The following is a 15,708-nucleotide window of genomic DNA, read 5'->3' on the forward strand; positions in this document are numbered from 1 at the left end:
CCCCCGCGGCCCCCGTCGTACGCCTCAGAGCCGCTCGATGATCGTCACGTTGGCCTGGCCGCCGCCCTCGCACATCGTCTGGAGGCCCAACCGGCCGCCGGTGCGCTCCAGTTCGTGCAGCAGGGTCGTCATCAGCCTGGTGCCGGTCGCGCCGAGCGGATGGCCGAGGGCGATCGCGCCGCCGTTGACGTTGACCTTCTCCGGATCGGCGCCGGTCTCCTTGAGCCAGGCGAGGACGACCGGCGCGAAGGCTTCGTTGATCTCGACGAGGTCGATGTCGTCGATGGTCAGGCCGGTCTTCTTCAGGGCGTGGGCGGTGGCGGGTATCGGCGCGGAGAGCATCCGGATCGGGTCCTCGCCGCGTACGGAGAGGTGATGCACGCGCGCGCGTGGCGTGAGCCCGTGCTCGCGTACCGCCCGCTCCGAGGCGAGCAGCATCGCCGCCGCCCCGTCGGAGACCTGCGAGGAGCACGCGGCGGTGATGGTGCCGCCGTCGAGGACCGGCTTGAGCCCGGCCATCTTCTCCAAGGAGGTGTCCCGGCGCGGGCCCTCGTCGACGGCGACCTCGCCGTACGCCACGGTCTCCCGCTCGAAGCGGCCCTCGTCGACGGCCCGCAGCGCCCGCCGGTGGGAGCGCAGCGCGAACTCCTCCTGGTCCTGCCGGGTGATCCCCCACTTCGCGGCGATCATCTCGGCACCGGCGAACTGGTTCACGGGCCGGTCCCCGTACCGTGCGCGCCAGCCCTCGCTGCCCGCGAACGGGCCCTGCGTGAAGCCCAGCGGCTCGGCGGCCTGGCGGGTGGCGAAGGCGATCGGGATCTGCGACATGTTCTGCACGCCGCCCGCGACCACCAGGTCCTGCGTGCCCGACAGCACGCCCTGCGCCGCGAAGTGCACGGCCTGCTGCGAGGAGCCGCACTGCCGGTCGACCGTCACGCCCGGTACCTCCTCCGGCAGTCCGGCCGCCAGCCAGCAGGTCCGCGCGATGTCCCCGGCCTGCGGCCCCACCGCGTCCAGACAGCCGAACACGACGTCCTCGACGGCGGCCGGGTCCACCCCCGCGCGTGCGACCAGCTCCTTCAGCACATGCGCGCCGAGATCGGCCGGGTGGACCGCGCTCAGCCCGCCTCCACGCCGTCCGACGGGCGTGCGGACCGCTTCGACGATGTAGGCCTCGGCCATGGCGACTCCTCCAGCAGAACGGGCTATTCGCGTACGGCGATCCCGTCCAGCACCATCGACAGGTACTGCCGGGCGATCTCCTCCGGGCTGTGCTGTCCGCCCGGCCGGTACCAGGACGCGGCCACCCACACGGTGTCGCGCACGAACCGGTAGGTGAGCCGGACGTCGAGGTCGGCCCGGAAGACCTGGGCGGCGACCCCGCGCTCCAGCGTGGACAGCCACGCCTTCTCGAACCCCCGCTGCGACTCGGCGAGGAACGCGAACCGCTCCTGCGCGACCAGCTGCTTGCTCTCCTTCTGGTAGATCGCGACGGCGGCGCGGTGCCGGTCGATCTCCCGGAACGACTCGGTGACCAGGGCCTCCAGGGTCTCCCGCGGTCCCGACTCGGCTGCCAGCACGGCGTCGTAGCCGCTCCAGAGCTCGTCGAGGAAGGAGCGCAGGATCTCCTCCAGCATCGATTCCTTGGAGTCGAAGTGGTAGTAGAGGCTGCCCGCGAGCATGCCCGCGTGGTCCGCGATCTTGCGTACGGTGGTGGCGTTGTAGCCCTGCTCGGCGAAGACCTCGGCGGCGGTGTCGAGGAGTTCACGGCGCCTGGCGGGGGCGGCGGTCACCTGGGGCTTCTTCTTGGTCGGCACGGTTCCATTGTGATCTGCTCCGGTCCTCAGGGGTGCTGGCTGCTGACGGAGACGACCTCTCCGGTGAGGTACGAGGAATAGCCGGACGCCAGGAACACGATCACGTTGGCCACCTCCCACGGCTCGGCGTACCGTCCGAAGGCCTCGCGCGCGGTGAGCTCCTCAAGGAGCTCGGGCGTCGTCACCTTCACCAGGTGCGGATGCATGGCGAGGCTCGGCGAGACTGCGTTGACCCGCACGCCGTACCCGGCGGCCTCCATCGCCGCGCACCGGGTCAGCGCCATCACGCCCGCCTTCGCGGCGGCGTAGTGCGCCTGACCGGCCTGGGCGCGCCAGCCGACGACGGAGGCGTTGTTGACTATCACTCCGCCGCGGCCGTCCGCCCGCATGTGCCGCAGCGCCGCCCGGGTGCACCGGAAGGTGCCGTTCAGCGTCACGTCGAGGACGTGGGTCCACTGCTCGTCGGTCATGTCGGCGAGGTCCGAAGTGCCGCCCAGGCCCGCGTTGTTGACGACCACGTCCAGGCGGCCGTGCTGCGCCACGGCCGTCTCGAACAGCGCCCGCACCTGGCTCTCGTCGGTGACGTCGCAGGGCAGCGCGGCCACGGACGACGCCCCGAACTCGCCTGCCAGCCCGGCCTCGTGCTCCTTCAGCCGCCGCGCATGCGCGTCGCTGATCAGCACGCGCGCGCCCTCCTCCAGGAAGCGCCGTGCGGTCGCGCCGCCGATGCCCGCGCCGGCGGCCGCCGTGATGACGGCGGTACGCCCCTTCAGCAGCCCGTGTCCCGGCTCGTACACAGGGCTCTCGACGGCTGTCATGGCTCCACGCTAACCTACCAAACACTTGTTAGGGAAGGATGGCCGCCGATGGATCTCGCCTTCACGCAGGAGGAGGAGGCCTTCCGCGCCGAGGCCCGGGACTGGCTCGCGGCCCATGTGCCGGGCGCTCCCCTGCCGTCGCTGGAGACCGCCGAGGGCTTCGCGGCGCACCGCGCGTGGGAGGCGGAGCTGGCCGCGGACCGCTGGTCGGTCGTCAACTGGCCGGTGGCGTACGGCGGGCGGGACGCCGGGCTGTTCCGCTGGCTGGTCTTCGAGGAGGAGTACTGGTCGGCGGGCGCACCGGGCCGGGTCGGGCAGAACGGCATCAGCCTGCTCGCGCCCACCCTCTTCGACCACGGCACCGAGGAGCAGCGGGCGCGGGTGCTGCCTTCCATGGCCACCGGCGAAGTCGTCTGGGCACAGGCGTGGTCGGAGCCGGAGGCGGGCTCGGACCTCGCGTCGCTGCGGTCCAGGGCGGTGCGCACGGACGGCGGCTGGCTGCTGAGCGGGCAGAAGACGTGGTCGTCGCGGGCCGCCTTCGCGGACCGGGCCTTCGGCCTGTTCCGCAGCGAGCCCGGTCTGCAAAGGCCCCACCAGGGCCTGACCTACCTGATGTTCGACCTGCGCGCCCCCGGGGTCACGGTCCGCCCGATCGGCCGTCTCGACGGGAAGCCGGCGTTCGCGGAGCTGTTCCTGGACGGGGTGTTCGTGCCGGACGAGGACGTGATCGGCACCCCCGGCGAGGGCTGGCGCATAGCGATGTCGACGGCGGGCAACGAGCGGGGGCTGATGCTGCGCGCCCCCGGCCGCTTCCTCGCCACGGCCTCCCGCCTGCGCGAGCTGTGGACGCAGCGGGGCCGCCCGCCGCACGCCCGCGACCGCGTGGCCGACGCCCTGATCGGCGCCCGCGCCTACCAGCTCTTCACCTACGCCGCGGCCTCCCGCTTCCTGGAGGGCGACAGCCTCGGCCCGGAGTCCAGCCTGAACAAGGTCTTCTGGTCGGAGCTGGACCTCGCCCTGCACGAGACGGCGCTCGATCTGCTGGACGGGGAGGGCGAGCTGGCGGACACCGCCTGGTCCGAGGGCTACGTCTTCTCCCTCGCCGGCCCCGTCTACGCGGGCACGAACGAGATCCAGCGCGACATCATCGCCGAACGGCTGCTGGGTCTGCCGAAGGGACGCCGCTGATGCGCGAGGGCCCGCCGGCACAGCGGGAGATGCCGCGCAGGAAGAGCCGCGCAGGTGAATCGCACCGCGCCGACGCCCGAAGGCACGCCGAGGCCGGAAAGGGAGCCCCCTGATGCGCTTCTCTCTCGACGCCGAACAGCGGGCCTTCGCCGCCTCGTTGGACGCCATGCTCACGGCCGCGGACACCGCGTCCGTCGTCCGGGACTGGAGCCGCGGCGACCACACGAGCGGACGCGCGCTGTGGTCCCGTATCGCCGAGGCGGGCGTCTTCTCGCTCGCGGTCCCCGAGGAGTACGGCGGCGTGGGCGTGCGGCCCGTCGAACTCGTCCTCGCCTTCGTCGAGTTGGGACGGCACGCGGTGCCGGGCCCCATGGTGGAGACGGTCGCGGCGGCGGCGCTGTTCACCGGGCCGAGCCCGGACGCCGAGCGGCTGCTCCCGGCGCTGGCGTCGGGCGAGGCGATCGCGACGCTGGCGACCGAGGGGTCGTACGCGCTGGACGCGGACGTGGCCGACACCCGGCTCTCGCCGGCGCCCGACGGTGTGCGGCTCGCCCCCGGTCACGGCCCGCTGCGGACGTCGCTCGACCCGGCCCGCCGGCTCGCCCACCTGGCGCCGGGCGGGGAGTTGCTCACCACCGCGCCGTCCGTCGGGCACGCCCTGGCCCACGCCCGCCTCGCCACCGCCGCCCAGGCCCTGGGCGTCGGGCTCGCTCTTCTGGACCGCACCGTCGCGTACGTCGGGCAGCGCACCCAGTTCGGCGTCCCCATAGGCTCGTTCCAGGCCGTCAAGCACCGTCTGGCCGACGCGAAGATCGCCCTGGAATTCGCCCGCCCGGTCCTGTTCGGCGCCGCGCTCACCATGGCGGAGCCCGACGTCGCCGCCGCCAAGGTCACCGCGTGCGAGGCGGCGTACGCCACGGCCCGTGCCGCCCTGCAGCTGCACGGCGCGATCGGGTACACCTCCGAGTACGACCTGTCCCTGTGGCTGACCAAGGCGCGTGCTCTGCGCGCCGCCTGGGGCGGGCCCCAGGCGTGCCGGGACGTCGTGGTCAGTGGTGGTGATCACCGCTGGTGAGCTCGCGGTACTCCTCCACCGTCGGCTTCGGGATGCGCGCGTCCGAGCCGAACATGGCCCGGGCCAGCTGGGCCCGCACCCGCTGGGAGATCGTGACCGGCCGCCGCACGCCGTTGGCGTCGACCAGCGGGCCGATCTCGTACGGCGGACGCTGCTCGTGCTGGGTGAGCGTGAACAGCTCGTCCTGTGGGAGGGGTTCGTGGATCTCGACGAACTCGCCGTTCGGCAGCCGCTTGATCGTGCCGCTCTCCCTGCCGTGCAGCACCTTGTCCCGGTCCCGGCGCTGAAGACCCATGCAGACCCGCTTGGTGATCACGAACGCGGCCACCGGTGCCAGGAAGAACGCGATCCGTACGAACCAGGTGATCGCGTTGATGGACAGATGCAGATGCGTGGCCACGATGTCGTTGCCGCCGCCGATCAGCAGCACCACGTACAGGGTCAGCCAGGCCACGCCCAGGCCGGTGCGGACGGGCACGTTGCGCGGCCGGTCCAGGATGTGCTGCTCACGCTTGTCGCCGGTGATCCACCCCTCGACGAAGGGATAGAGCCCGAGGGCGAGCAGGATCAGCGGGAAGAGGGAGAAGGGGATGAGGACCCCGGGGACCAGCGTGTGGCCCCAGATGTTGATCTCCCATCCCGGCATCACCCGGATCAGTCCCTCGGAGAAGCCGAGATACCAGTCGGGCTGGGCGCCGGTGGTGACCAGGTCGGGCCGGTACGGGCCGAAGGCCCACACCGGGTTGATGCTCGCGATGCCGCCCATGAGCGCCAGCACGCCGAAGACGAGGAAGAAGAAGCCGCCGGCCTTCGCCATGTAGACCGGCAGGAAGGGCATGCCGACCACGGTCTTCTGGTCCCGTCCGGGCCCGGGGTACTGCGTGTGCTTGTGGTAGAAGACCAGGATCAGATGGGCGACCACCAGGCCCAGCATGATCCCGGGCAGCAGCAGGACGTGGATCGGGAAGAGCCGCGAGATGATGTCGTGCCCCGGGAACTCCCCGCCGAACAGGAACATCGACAGATACGTCCCGACGATCGGGATCGACAGGATCGCGCCGTCGGCGAAGCGGATGCCCGTGCCGGACAGCAGGTCGTCGGGGAGCGAGTAGCCGGTCAGGCCGGTGATGATGCCGAGCAGCAACAGGGTCCAGCCGAACAGCCAGTTGATCTCGCGCGGCTTGCGGAACGCGCCGGTGAAGAACACCCGCATCATGTGCACGAGCATGCCGGTGACGAAGACCAGCGCGGCCCAGTGGTGGATCTGCCGGATCAGCAGCCCGCCGCGCACGTCGAAGCTGATGTCGAGCGTGGACTCGTAGGCCCGCGTCATCGAGATGCCGTTGAGCGGGGTGTACGAGCCGTGGTAGATCACCTCGACGCCGCTCGGCTCGAAGAACAGGGTGAGATAGATGCCGGTGAGGATCAGGATGATGAAGCTGTAGAGGCAGATCTCCCCGAGCATGAAGGACCAGTGGTCCGGGAAGACCTTGCGCATGTTGGCCCTGGCCAGACCGTAGAGCCCCAGCCGCCCGTCGGCCCAGTCGGCGACCCGCTCGCCCGCGCCGGCCGGCTCCCTCCGTACGGAGCCCGCCGTTTCGTTCCCCGATCGTGCGCCGTCCATACGTTCGTCGCCTCCCCGTCGGATCATCCTCAGGGTGGCACGAGGGCCCGGCCCAGGCCAACGGTGCGGTCAGGACGAGGGCAGGATCCCCTGCGCCCGCGCCGCCACCAGCCACTTCGGGAACTCCCCGACCAGCCGGTCGTAGAGCTCCTCGTCGGACACCTTCGCGGGGTTCGAACCGGCGTGGAAGAACCCTGCGTTGTCCACCACCCGCCGGTCCGGCACAGCCAGTTCGTCGAGCTTGCGCAGGAAGTCGAACTGCTTGCTGGCCGGGTCGCCGAAGCCCACGAACTGCCAGAACAGCGGCAGCTTCGCGGCCTTGCACAGATACCGCTCGGCGGCGAGCTTGTTGATCGGGCCCCCGTCGGTCTGGAAGACGACGAGGGCGGGGGCCGTGGAGCCGCTGTCGAGGTAGTGGTCGATCACGGCGTCCATCGCCAGGTGGTAACTGGTCTTTCCCATGTGCCCGAGTCCGGCCACGATCCGCTCGATACGGCCCTCGTGACCGGCCAGCGCGATGTCGGTCTCGGCGTCGACGTCCGTCGAGAAGAAGACCACCGGCACGCGTCCGTCGTCGTCGAGATGCGCGGACAGGCCGAGCACCCGGTCGGCGAGCGCCTGCACGCTGCCGTCCTTGTAGTACGGCTTCATGGAGCCGGAGTGGTCGACCACCAGGTAGACGGCGGCCCGCGTCCCCTCCAGGCCGTGCCGGTGCAGCGAGACCCCCGCGCTCTTGTAGAGGCTCACCAGCGCGGGCGCGGTCTCCTCGACCTTCTTGAGACTGATCGCAACCATGGCCCCTACCCTCCCATCAGTCACCGGTGTTCGTTATTTTGTTCGCCGCCGTCCCCACCGGCTCACCGTCCGTCCCACACCTTCCGAGGAGCCGGCCGTGGAACCCGAGTCCGCCGTCACCACCTGCTACCGCCATCCCAAGGTGGAGTCCCATGTCCGCTGCACCCGCTGCGCCCGCTACATCTGCCCGGACTGCATGCGGGAGGCGGCGGTCGGCCACCAGTGCGTGGAGTGCGTGAGGGAGGGCACGCGGTCGGTGCGGCAGGCGCGCACCGTGTTCGGCGGCCGGATCGCGGCCGTGCCCGTGGTGACGTACATCCTGATCGGCCTCAACGTCCTCGCGTATCTGGCCGAGTTGGTGTGGCCGTGGGTCGTGGACCGCTTCGAGATGCTGGGCCGCGGCCTCGCCGGACCGGACGGCGGCCACTACGTGTGGCAGGCCAACTACCCCTCGGACTACCACGCGGAAGGTCTCGTCGGCGGCGAGTGGTACCGGCTGCTGACCGGCGCCTTCCTCCATCTCCCGGTGGCCGAGGGGACGTTCGGGATCCTGCACATCGTGATGAACATGGTCTCGCTGTGGAACATCGGCCGGGTGGTGGAGCAGCAGCTGGGCCGGGTCCGCTACGTCGCGCTGTATCTGCTGTCCGCGCTCGGCGGCTCGGTCCTGGTCCTGCTGATCGCGCCCGACACCCCCACGCTCGGCGCCTCCGGCGCGATCTTCGGGCTCGGGGCGGCGTACTACGTGATGGCCCGCCGCCTCGGCGCCGACATGAGCAGCGTCAACCGCTTCATGGCGGGCCTGCTGCTGTGGCTGCTGATCTCCGCCGGCCTCACCTCCTGGCAGGGCCACCTCGGCGGCCTGCTGGCGGGCGGCGTGGTGACGCTGGCGTACGCCTACGCACCCCGGGACCAGCGGCGCAACCTCGTCCAGGCCGGTACCTGCGTCGCCCTGCTGGCGCTGCTGGTGGTCCTGAGCATGGCGAAGGTGGCGGAGCTGACCGTGTAATCGGATCATGGAACATGTGCACGTAATGTGTGCCCCATGAAACGTGCCGGTTGTCTGCTTTTCGCGGCTCTCCCCGTGGTCATCACCGCGGGTGTCTACGTGCTCACGCCCGCGCACTCCGACGACGGCACCGCGAAGACGTCCGTGTCCGCGGCCCGGCACGGCGCCGCGGACGCCAAGAGCCGGGCCGAGAAGGAGCGGACGGAGGACGACGAGGTGATCGCCGACCTGCCGCCCGGCCTCGCCGCCCCGGCCAAGAAGGAGCTGGCGCAGAAGCTGGTCGCGAGCGCCGAGAACTCGACGCTGAACTGGCGCAGCGCCTACGGCTACATCGAGGACATCGGCGACGGCCAGGGCTACACGGCCGGCATCATCGGCTTCTGCACCGGCACGCACGACCTGCTCACCCTGGTCGAGCGCTACACCGAGGCGCACCCCGGCAACGGCCTCGCGGGGTTCCTCCCCGCCCTGCGCGAGGTCGACGGCTCCGACTCCCACAAGGGCCTGGGCCCGGGCTTCACGGCCGCGTGGAAGGCGGAGGCCAAGCTGCCGGCCTTCCGCAAGGCCCAGGACGAGGAGCGCGACCGCGTCTACTTCGACCCGGCCGTCCGCCTCGCCAAGCTCGACGGCCTCGGCACGCTGGGCCAGTTCATCTACTACGACGCCATGGTCTTCCACGGCCCCGGCACCGGCCCGACGAGCTTCTACGGCCTGCGCGGGAGCGCGATGCGCGAGGCGGACACCCCGTCCCAGGGCGGCTCCGAGAAGGAGTACCTGGACATCTTCCTGGACGTCCGGCGCAAGGCCATGCAGGCCAAGAAGGCCGGCATCGACACCTCCCGCATCGACACGGCCCAGCGCCAGTTCCTCTACGACGGGAACCTGAGCCTGAGGACACCGCTGACATGGCGGGTGTACGGGGAGACCTACAAGGTGCCGTAGACATGGGCGGACATGCGACGGCGCCTGCCCATCGTCCGGTCGGGGACTGGAAGGGCAGGCGCCGTCAGTGTTCCGTACGCCGTTGTACGGGACGTATGGGGGCCCGGAGTTGACGGACCGTCAGGCCATCAGGGACCGGTCCGTCGGGCGGATCGGGGCCGGCAGGTCGCTGGCGCCGGTCAGGAAGCGGTCGGCTCCCTTGGCGGCCGAGCGGCCCTCGGCGATCGCCCACACGATGAGCGACTGGCCGCGGCCCGCGTCACCTGCGACGAAGACACCGGGGACGTTGGTCTGGAAGTCGGCGTCGCGGGCGATGTTGCCGCGCTCGTCGAGGTCCAGGCCGAACTGGTCGACCAGGCCGTTCTCCCGGTCGGTGCCGGTGAAGCCCATGGCGAGGGTGACCAGCTGGGCGGGGATCTTGCGCTCCGTGCCCGGCTTCGAGGTCAGCTTGCCGTCGACGAACTCGACCTCGGCGAGGTGCAGCCACTGGACGTTGCCGTCCTCGTCGCCCTCGAAGTGGGTCGTCGAGACGGAGTAGACCCGCTCGCCGCCCTCCTCGTGCGCCGAGGTGACCTTGTAGAGCATCGGGAAGGTCGGCCAGGGCTGGCCCGGGTGCCGCTCCTCGCCCGGGCGGGGCATGATCTCCAGCTGCGTGACGGAGGCCGCCCCCTGGCGGTGGGCGGTGCCCACGCAGTCCGCGCCGGTGTCGCCGCCGCCGATGACCACGACGTGCTTGCCCTCGGCCGAGATCGGGGAGGTGACGTAGTCGCCCTCCTGGACCTTGTTGGACAGGGGCAGGTATTCCATCGCCTGGTAGATGCCCTGGAGCTCGCGGCCGGGGACCGGGAGGTCGCGGGCGGTCGTCGCACCGGCGGCGATGACGACCGCGTCGTACCGCTTCTTCAGGTCGGTCGCCTTGAGGTCGCGGCCGATCTCGATACCGGTACGGAAGCGGGTGCCCTCCGCGCGCATCTGCTCGATACGGCGGTTGATGTGCCGCTTCTCCATCTTGAACTCGGGGATGCCGTAGCGCAGCAGGCCGCCGATGCGGTCGGCGCGCTCGTAGACGGCGACGGTGTGGCCGGCCCGGGTCAGCTGCTGGGCGGCGGCCAGACCCGCCGGGCCCGAGCCGATGACGGCGACGGTCTTGCCGGACAGGCGCTCGGGGATCTGCGGGGCGACGTCCCCGGTCTCCCACGCCTTGTCGATGATCGAGACCTCGACGTTCTTGATGGTGACCGGCGCCTGGTTGATACCGAGCACGCACGCCGACTCGCAGGGGGCCGGGCAGAGGCGACCGGTGAACTCCGGGAAGTTGTTGGTCGCGTGCAGGCGCTCGGAGGCGGCCGCCCAGTCCTCGCGGTAGGCGTAGTCGTTCCACTCGGGGATCAGGTTCCCCAGCGGACAGCCGTTGTGGCAGAACGGGATACCGCAGTCCATGCAGCGGCTGGCCTGCTTGCTGATGATCGGCAGCAGGGAGCCGGGGACGTAGACCTCGTTCCAGTCCTTGACGCGCTCGGTGACGGGGCGGGTCTTGGCGACCTCACGGCCGTGGTTCAGGAAGCCCTTCGGGTCAGCCATTGATCGCCGCCTCCATCATCTTCTCGGTGATCTCGGTCTCGGTGAGACCGGCTCGCTCGGCGGCGTCCTTGGCGGCGAGCACTGCCTTGTACGTGCTGGGGATGATCTTGCTGAAGCGCTCCACCGCGGTGTCCCACTCGGCGAGCAGCTTCTCCGCGACCGTGGACCCCGTCTCCTCCTGGTGCCTGCGCACGACGTCGTGCAGCCACTGCTTGTCGGAGTCGTCGAGGGCCTCGACGGCGCCGACGTTGCCGGCGTTGACGTTGTCGACGTTCAGGTCGATCACGTACGCGACACCGCCCGACATGCCGGCCGCGAAGTTGCGGCCCGTCTCGCCGAGCACCACCGCGTGACCGCCGGTCATGTACTCGCAGCCGTGGTCGCCCACGCCCTCGGAGACGACCAGCGCACCGGAGTTGCGGACGCAGAACCGCTCGCCCGAACGACCGCGCAGGTACAACTCGCCGCCGGTGGCGCCGTAGGCGATGGTGTTGCCCGCGATCGTCGAGTACTCGGCGAGGTGGTCGGCGCCCCGGTCCGGGCGGACGATCACGCGGCCGCCGGACAGACCCTTGCCGACGTAGTCGTTGGCGTCGCCCTCCAGGCGCAGGGTGACACCGCGCGGCAGGAAGGCACCGAAGGACTGGCCCGCCGAGCCGATGAAGGTGATGTCGACGGTGTCGTCGGGCAGGCCCGCGCCCCCGAACTTCTTCGTCACCTCGTGGCCGAGCATGGTGCCGACCGTGCGGTTGATGTTGCGGATCTGGACCTGGGCGCGCACCGGCTGGGCGTCGGTCGCGGAGTCCGCGGCCAGGGCGTCGGCGGCGAGCTTGATCAGCTCGTTGTCGAGCGCCTTGGTGAGGCCGTGGTCCTGCTCGATCAGCTGGTGGCGCACCGCGCCCTCGGGCAGCTCGGGCACGTGGAACAGCGGCTCGAGGTCCAGGCCCTGCGCCTTCCAGTGGTCGACCGCGCGGGTCACGTCGAGCGACTCGGCGTGGCCGACGGCCTCCTCGATGGTGCGGAAGCCCAGCTCGGCGAGGATCTCGCGGACCTCTTCGGCGATGTACTGGAAGAAGTTGACGATGTACTCGGCCTTGCCGGTGAAGCGGTCGCGCAGGGTCGGGTTCTGCGTGGCGATGCCGACCGGGCAGGTGTCCAGGTGGCAGACGCGCATCATGACGCAGCCGGAGACGACGAGCGGCGCGGTCGCGAAACCGAACTCCTCGGCGCCGAGCAGCGCGGCGATGACGACGTCACGGCCGGTCTTGAGCTGGCCGTCCGTCTGGACCACGATGCGGTCGCGCAGGCCGTTGAGCAGCAGGGTCTGCTGGGTCTCGGCGAGGCCCAGCTCCCAGGGACCGCCGGCGTGCTTGAGCGACGTCAGCGGGGACGCGCCCGTACCGCCGTCGTGACCCGAGATCAGCACGACGTCCGCGTGCGCCTTGGACACACCCGCGGCGACCGTGCCGACGCCGACCTCCGAGACCAGCTTGACGTGAATCCGCGCCTGCGGGTTCGCGTTCTTCAGGTCGTGGATCAGCTGGGCCAGGTCCTCGATCGAGTAGATGTCGTGGTGCGGCGGCGGGGAGATCAGACCGACACCCGGCGTCGAGTGACGGGTCTTGGCGACCCACGGGTAGACCTTGTGGCCGGGGAGCTGGCCGCCCTCGCCGGGCTTGGCGCCCTGGGCCATCTTGATCTGGATGTCGTCCGCGTTGACCAGGTACTCGGAGGTCACGCCGAAGCGGCCGGAGGCGACCTGCTTGATGGCGGACCGGCGGGCCGGGTCGTACAGCCGGTCCGGGTCCTCGCCGCCCTCACCGGTGTTGGACTTGCCGCCCAGCTGGTTCATGGCGATGGCGAGCGTCTCGTGCGCCTCGCGCGAGATCGAGCCGTAGGACATGGCGCCGGTGGAGAACCGCTTGACGATCTCGGAGACCGGCTCGACCTCGTCGATGGAGATCGGCTCGCGGTCCGACTTGAAGCCGAACAGGCCGCGCAGCGTCATCAGGCGCTCGGACTGCTCGTTCACGCGCTCGGTGTACTTCTTGAACACGTCGTAGCGGCCGGTGCGCGTGGAGTGCTGGAGCCGGAAGACCGTCTCCGGGTCGAACAGGTGCGGCTCGCCCTCGCGGCGCCACTGGTACTCGCCGCCGATGTCGAGGGCGCGGTGGGCGGGCGCGATGCCGGAGGCCGGGTACGCCTTCGCGTGACGGGCGGCGACCTCCTTGGCGATGACGTCGATGCCGACGCCGCCGATCTTGGTGGCCGTGCCGTTGAAGTACTTCTCGACGAAGGTCTCGTCGAGGCCGACGGCCTCGAAGACCTGGGCGCCGCGGTAGGAGGCGACGGTCGAGATGCCCATCTTGGACATGACCTTCAGCACGCCCTTGCCGAGGGCGTAGATCAGGTTGCGGATCGCCTGCTCGGCCTCTATGTCCGTCAGGAAGGTGCCGGCCCGGACCAGGTCCTCGACGGACTCCATGGCCAGGTACGGGTTGACCGCCGCGGCGCCGAAACCGATGAGCAGGGCGACGTGGTGGACCTCGCGGACGTCGCCGGCCTCGACCAGCAGGCCCACCTGGGTGCGCTGCTTGGTGCGGATGAGGTGGTGGTGGACGGCCGCGGTGAGCAGCAGCGACGGGATCGGCGCGTGCTCGGCGTCCGAGTGGCGGTCCGACAGGACGATCAGCCGGGCGCCGTTCTCGATGGCGGCGTCGGCCTCCGCGCAGATCTCGTCGATGCGCGCGGCCAGCGAGTCACCGCCACCGGAGACCCGGAACAAGCCGGAGAGGGTCGCGGCCTTGAAGCCGGGCATGTCGCCGTCGGCGTTGATGTGGATGAGCTTGGCCAGCTCGTCGTTGTCGATCACCGGGAAGGGCAGCAGGACCGAGCGGCAGGAGGCGGCCGTCGGGTCGAGCAGGTTGCCCGAGGGGCCCAGCGACGAACGCAGCGAGGTGACGAGTTCCTCGCGGATGGCGTCCAGCGGCGGGTTGGTGACCTGCGCGAACAGCTGGGTGAAGTAGTCGAAGAGCAGCCGCGGACGGTCGCTCAGCGCGGCGATCGGCGAGTCCGTGCCCATCGAGCCGATCGGCTCGGCACCGGCCTTGGCCATCGGTGCGACGATGACGCGCAGCTCCTCCTCGGTGTAACCGAAGGTCTGCTGGCGGCGGGTGACCGAGGCGTGGGTGTGGACGATGTGCTCGCGCTCGGGCAGGTCGCCCAGCTCGATCTCGCCGGCCTCGATCCACTCGGCGTACGGCTGCTCGGCGGCGAGGGTCGCCTTGATCTCGTCGTCCTCGATGATGCGGTGCTCGACCGTGTCGACGAGGAACATGCGGCCGGGCTGCAGCCGGCCCTTGCGCACGACCTTGGCGGGGTCGATGTCGAGGACGCCGACCTCGGAGCCGAGGACGACCAGGCCGTCGTCGGTGACCCAGTAGCGGCCGGGGCGCAGACCGTTGCGGTCGAGGACCGCGCCTACCTGCTTGCCGTCGGTGAAGGTGACACAGGCCGGGCCGTCCCAGGGCTCCATCATCGTGGAGTGGAACTGGTAGAAGGCGCGCCGTGCCGGGTCCATGGAGTCGTGGTTCTCCCACGCCTCCGGGATCATCATCAGCACGGAGTGCGGCAGCGAACGGCCGCCCAGGTGCAGGAGTTCGAGCACCTCGTCGAAGGACGCCGAGTCGGAGGCGTCCGGCGTACACACCGGGAACAGGCGCTCCAGGCTCCGCTCGCCGAACAGCTCCGAGATCAGCTGCGACTCGCGGGCGACCATCCAGTTGCGGTTGCCCTTGACGGTGTTGATCTCACCGTTGTGCGCGACGAAGCGGTAGGGGTGCGCGAGCGGCCACGACGGGAAGGTGTTCGTGGAGAAGCGCGAGTGGACCAGGGCGACGGCCGAGGCGAAGCGGCGGTCGGACAGGTCCGGGAAGAACGGCTCCAGCTGACCGGTCGTCAGCATGCCCTTGTAGACGATCGTGCGGGCCGAGAGCGACGGGAAGTAGACACCGGCCTCGCGCTCGGCGCGCTTGCGCAGCGCGAACGCCTTGCGGTCGAGGTCGATGTCCTTGCTCGCGCCGTCCGCCACGAAGATCTGCCGGAAGGCGGGCATCGTCGAACGGGCGGTGGCGCCGAGCAGTTCCGGGGCGACCGGAACCTCGCGCCAGCCGAGCACCGTGAGGCCCTCCTCGGCGGCGATCGTCTCGATCCGTGAGACGGTGCCCTCGGTGCCCTCCTCGGGCAGGAAGGCGATGCCGACGGCGTACGCACCGGCCTCGGGCAGCTCGAAATCGGCCACGTCACGGAAGAAGGCGTCGGGCACCTGCGAAAGCAGGCCCGCACCGTCGCCGGAGTCGGGCTCGGAGCCGGTGGCGCCGCGGTGCTCGAGGTTGCGCAGCACCGTCAGGGCCTGTTCGACCAGGGTGTGGGACGCCTCGCCGGTGAGGGTGGCCACGAAGCCGACGCCGCACGCGTCTCGTTCGTTGCGGGGGTCGTACATACCCTGCGCAGCAGGGCGAGCATCCATGAAGGACCAGTTCTGGCCATTCGCGGAATGCTGGGACGGCTGGCGCGGCGTACGCATCGGCTCTCCCGTCGTCGTCTCAAGTGGCATGTTCAAGGTGCCGAGGGACGACGTTGGCCCTCTGCTCAGTGCAAAATTTCGTGCAGGTTACATGATGGAGCGGTTCTCGAAAAGCGGATGGTTCGTTCCAACATGCGGACACCGCGGGGCGGCGGGGGTACCACGCCTGCGATGGAAGCTATGGGGACCGCACGGGACAGATCGATGTCCGTCAGTCCAAGGCGGGAGGGCGGCGTCGCCCGCCCCGCGGATGCGCGACAGGCGTCATTGCCCA

At 70.5% G+C, this 15,708-nt stretch carries 11 protein-coding genes; 4 read left to right on the top strand and 7 right to left on the bottom strand.

Annotated elements, in window-relative coordinates:
* Positions 1 to 24: 24 nt before the first annotated feature.
* Genes ACGFYN_RS32735 through ACGFYN_RS32745 form a run of 3 tightly spaced genes read right to left on the bottom strand, consistent with a single transcriptional unit; the run spans position 25 to position 2,635 of the window.
* The gene (locus ACGFYN_RS32735) at positions 25 to 1,182 is read right to left on the bottom strand and encodes an acetyl-CoA C-acetyltransferase (protein ID WP_393869537.1); all 1,158 of its coding nucleotides are present in this window, start codon (positions 1,180 to 1,182) and stop codon (positions 25 to 27) included.
* A gap of 23 nt (positions 1,183 to 1,205) precedes the next feature.
* Positions 1,206 to 1,817, bottom strand: coding sequence for a TetR/AcrR family transcriptional regulator (locus tag ACGFYN_RS32740; protein WP_393869538.1), 612 nt, complete (start codon positions 1,815 to 1,817; stop codon positions 1,206 to 1,208).
* Between the two features lie 26 nt (positions 1,818 to 1,843).
* Positions 1,844 to 2,635, bottom strand: a complete 792-nt coding sequence (locus ACGFYN_RS32745; protein WP_393869539.1) for an SDR family oxidoreductase — start codon at positions 2,633 to 2,635, stop codon at positions 1,844 to 1,846.
* Between the two features lie 48 nt (positions 2,636 to 2,683).
* On the opposite strand from ACGFYN_RS32745, the gene ACGFYN_RS32750 reads away from it, so the two are divergent.
* Positions 2,684 to 3,823 (top strand): acyl-CoA dehydrogenase family protein, encoded by a 1,140-nt coding sequence (locus ACGFYN_RS32750; protein WP_393869540.1) that lies wholly within the window; start codon positions 2,684 to 2,686, stop codon positions 3,821 to 3,823.
* 112 nt (positions 3,824 to 3,935) lie between these two features.
* Positions 3,936 to 4,898, top strand: coding sequence for an acyl-CoA dehydrogenase family protein (locus ACGFYN_RS32755; protein ID WP_393869541.1), 963 nt, complete (start codon positions 3,936 to 3,938; stop codon positions 4,896 to 4,898).
* Here the strand turns inward: ACGFYN_RS32755 and ACGFYN_RS32760 are convergent.
* Positions 4,873 to 6,522 (bottom strand): cytochrome bc complex cytochrome b subunit, encoded by a 1,650-nt coding sequence (locus ACGFYN_RS32760; protein ID WP_393869542.1) that lies wholly within the window; start codon positions 6,520 to 6,522, stop codon positions 4,873 to 4,875. The genes ACGFYN_RS32755 and ACGFYN_RS32760 overlap by 26 nt on opposite strands.
* A gap of 69 nt (positions 6,523 to 6,591) precedes the next feature.
* The gene (locus ACGFYN_RS32765) at positions 6,592 to 7,317 is read right to left on the bottom strand and encodes a vWA domain-containing protein (RefSeq protein WP_393869543.1); all 726 of its coding nucleotides are present in this window, start codon (positions 7,315 to 7,317) and stop codon (positions 6,592 to 6,594) included.
* 97 nt (positions 7,318 to 7,414) lie between these two features.
* Here ACGFYN_RS32765 and ACGFYN_RS32770 point away from each other — a divergent pair, with 97 nt between their 5' ends.
* Complete coding sequence (locus ACGFYN_RS32770; protein ID WP_393869544.1) at positions 7,415 to 8,326, top strand: rhomboid family intramembrane serine protease; 912 nt, start codon at positions 7,415 to 7,417, stop codon at positions 8,324 to 8,326.
* A 36-nt stretch (positions 8,327 to 8,362) separates the two neighbouring features.
* Positions 8,363 to 9,268 (top strand): chitosanase, encoded by a 906-nt coding sequence (locus tag ACGFYN_RS32775; protein ID WP_393869545.1) that lies wholly within the window; start codon positions 8,363 to 8,365, stop codon positions 9,266 to 9,268.
* A gap of 120 nt (positions 9,269 to 9,388) precedes the next feature.
* On the opposite strand, the gene ACGFYN_RS32780 is transcribed toward ACGFYN_RS32775, so the two are convergent.
* Positions 9,389 to 10,849 (bottom strand): glutamate synthase subunit beta, encoded by a 1,461-nt coding sequence (locus ACGFYN_RS32780; protein WP_393869546.1) that lies wholly within the window; start codon positions 10,847 to 10,849, stop codon positions 9,389 to 9,391.
* The gene (gene gltB, locus ACGFYN_RS32785) at positions 10,842 to 15,434 is read right to left on the bottom strand and encodes a glutamate synthase large subunit (RefSeq protein WP_393869547.1); all 4,593 of its coding nucleotides are present in this window, start codon (positions 15,432 to 15,434) and stop codon (positions 10,842 to 10,844) included. Before gltB ends, ACGFYN_RS32780 begins: the two co-directional genes overlap by 8 nt.
* Positions 15,435 to 15,708: the final 274 nt, after the last annotated feature.

Origin of the sequence: Streptomyces sp. NPDC048419 (genome assembly GCF_043200415.1) — a bacterium.
Taxonomy (GTDB): Bacteria; Actinomycetota; Actinomycetes; order Streptomycetales; family Streptomycetaceae; genus Streptomyces.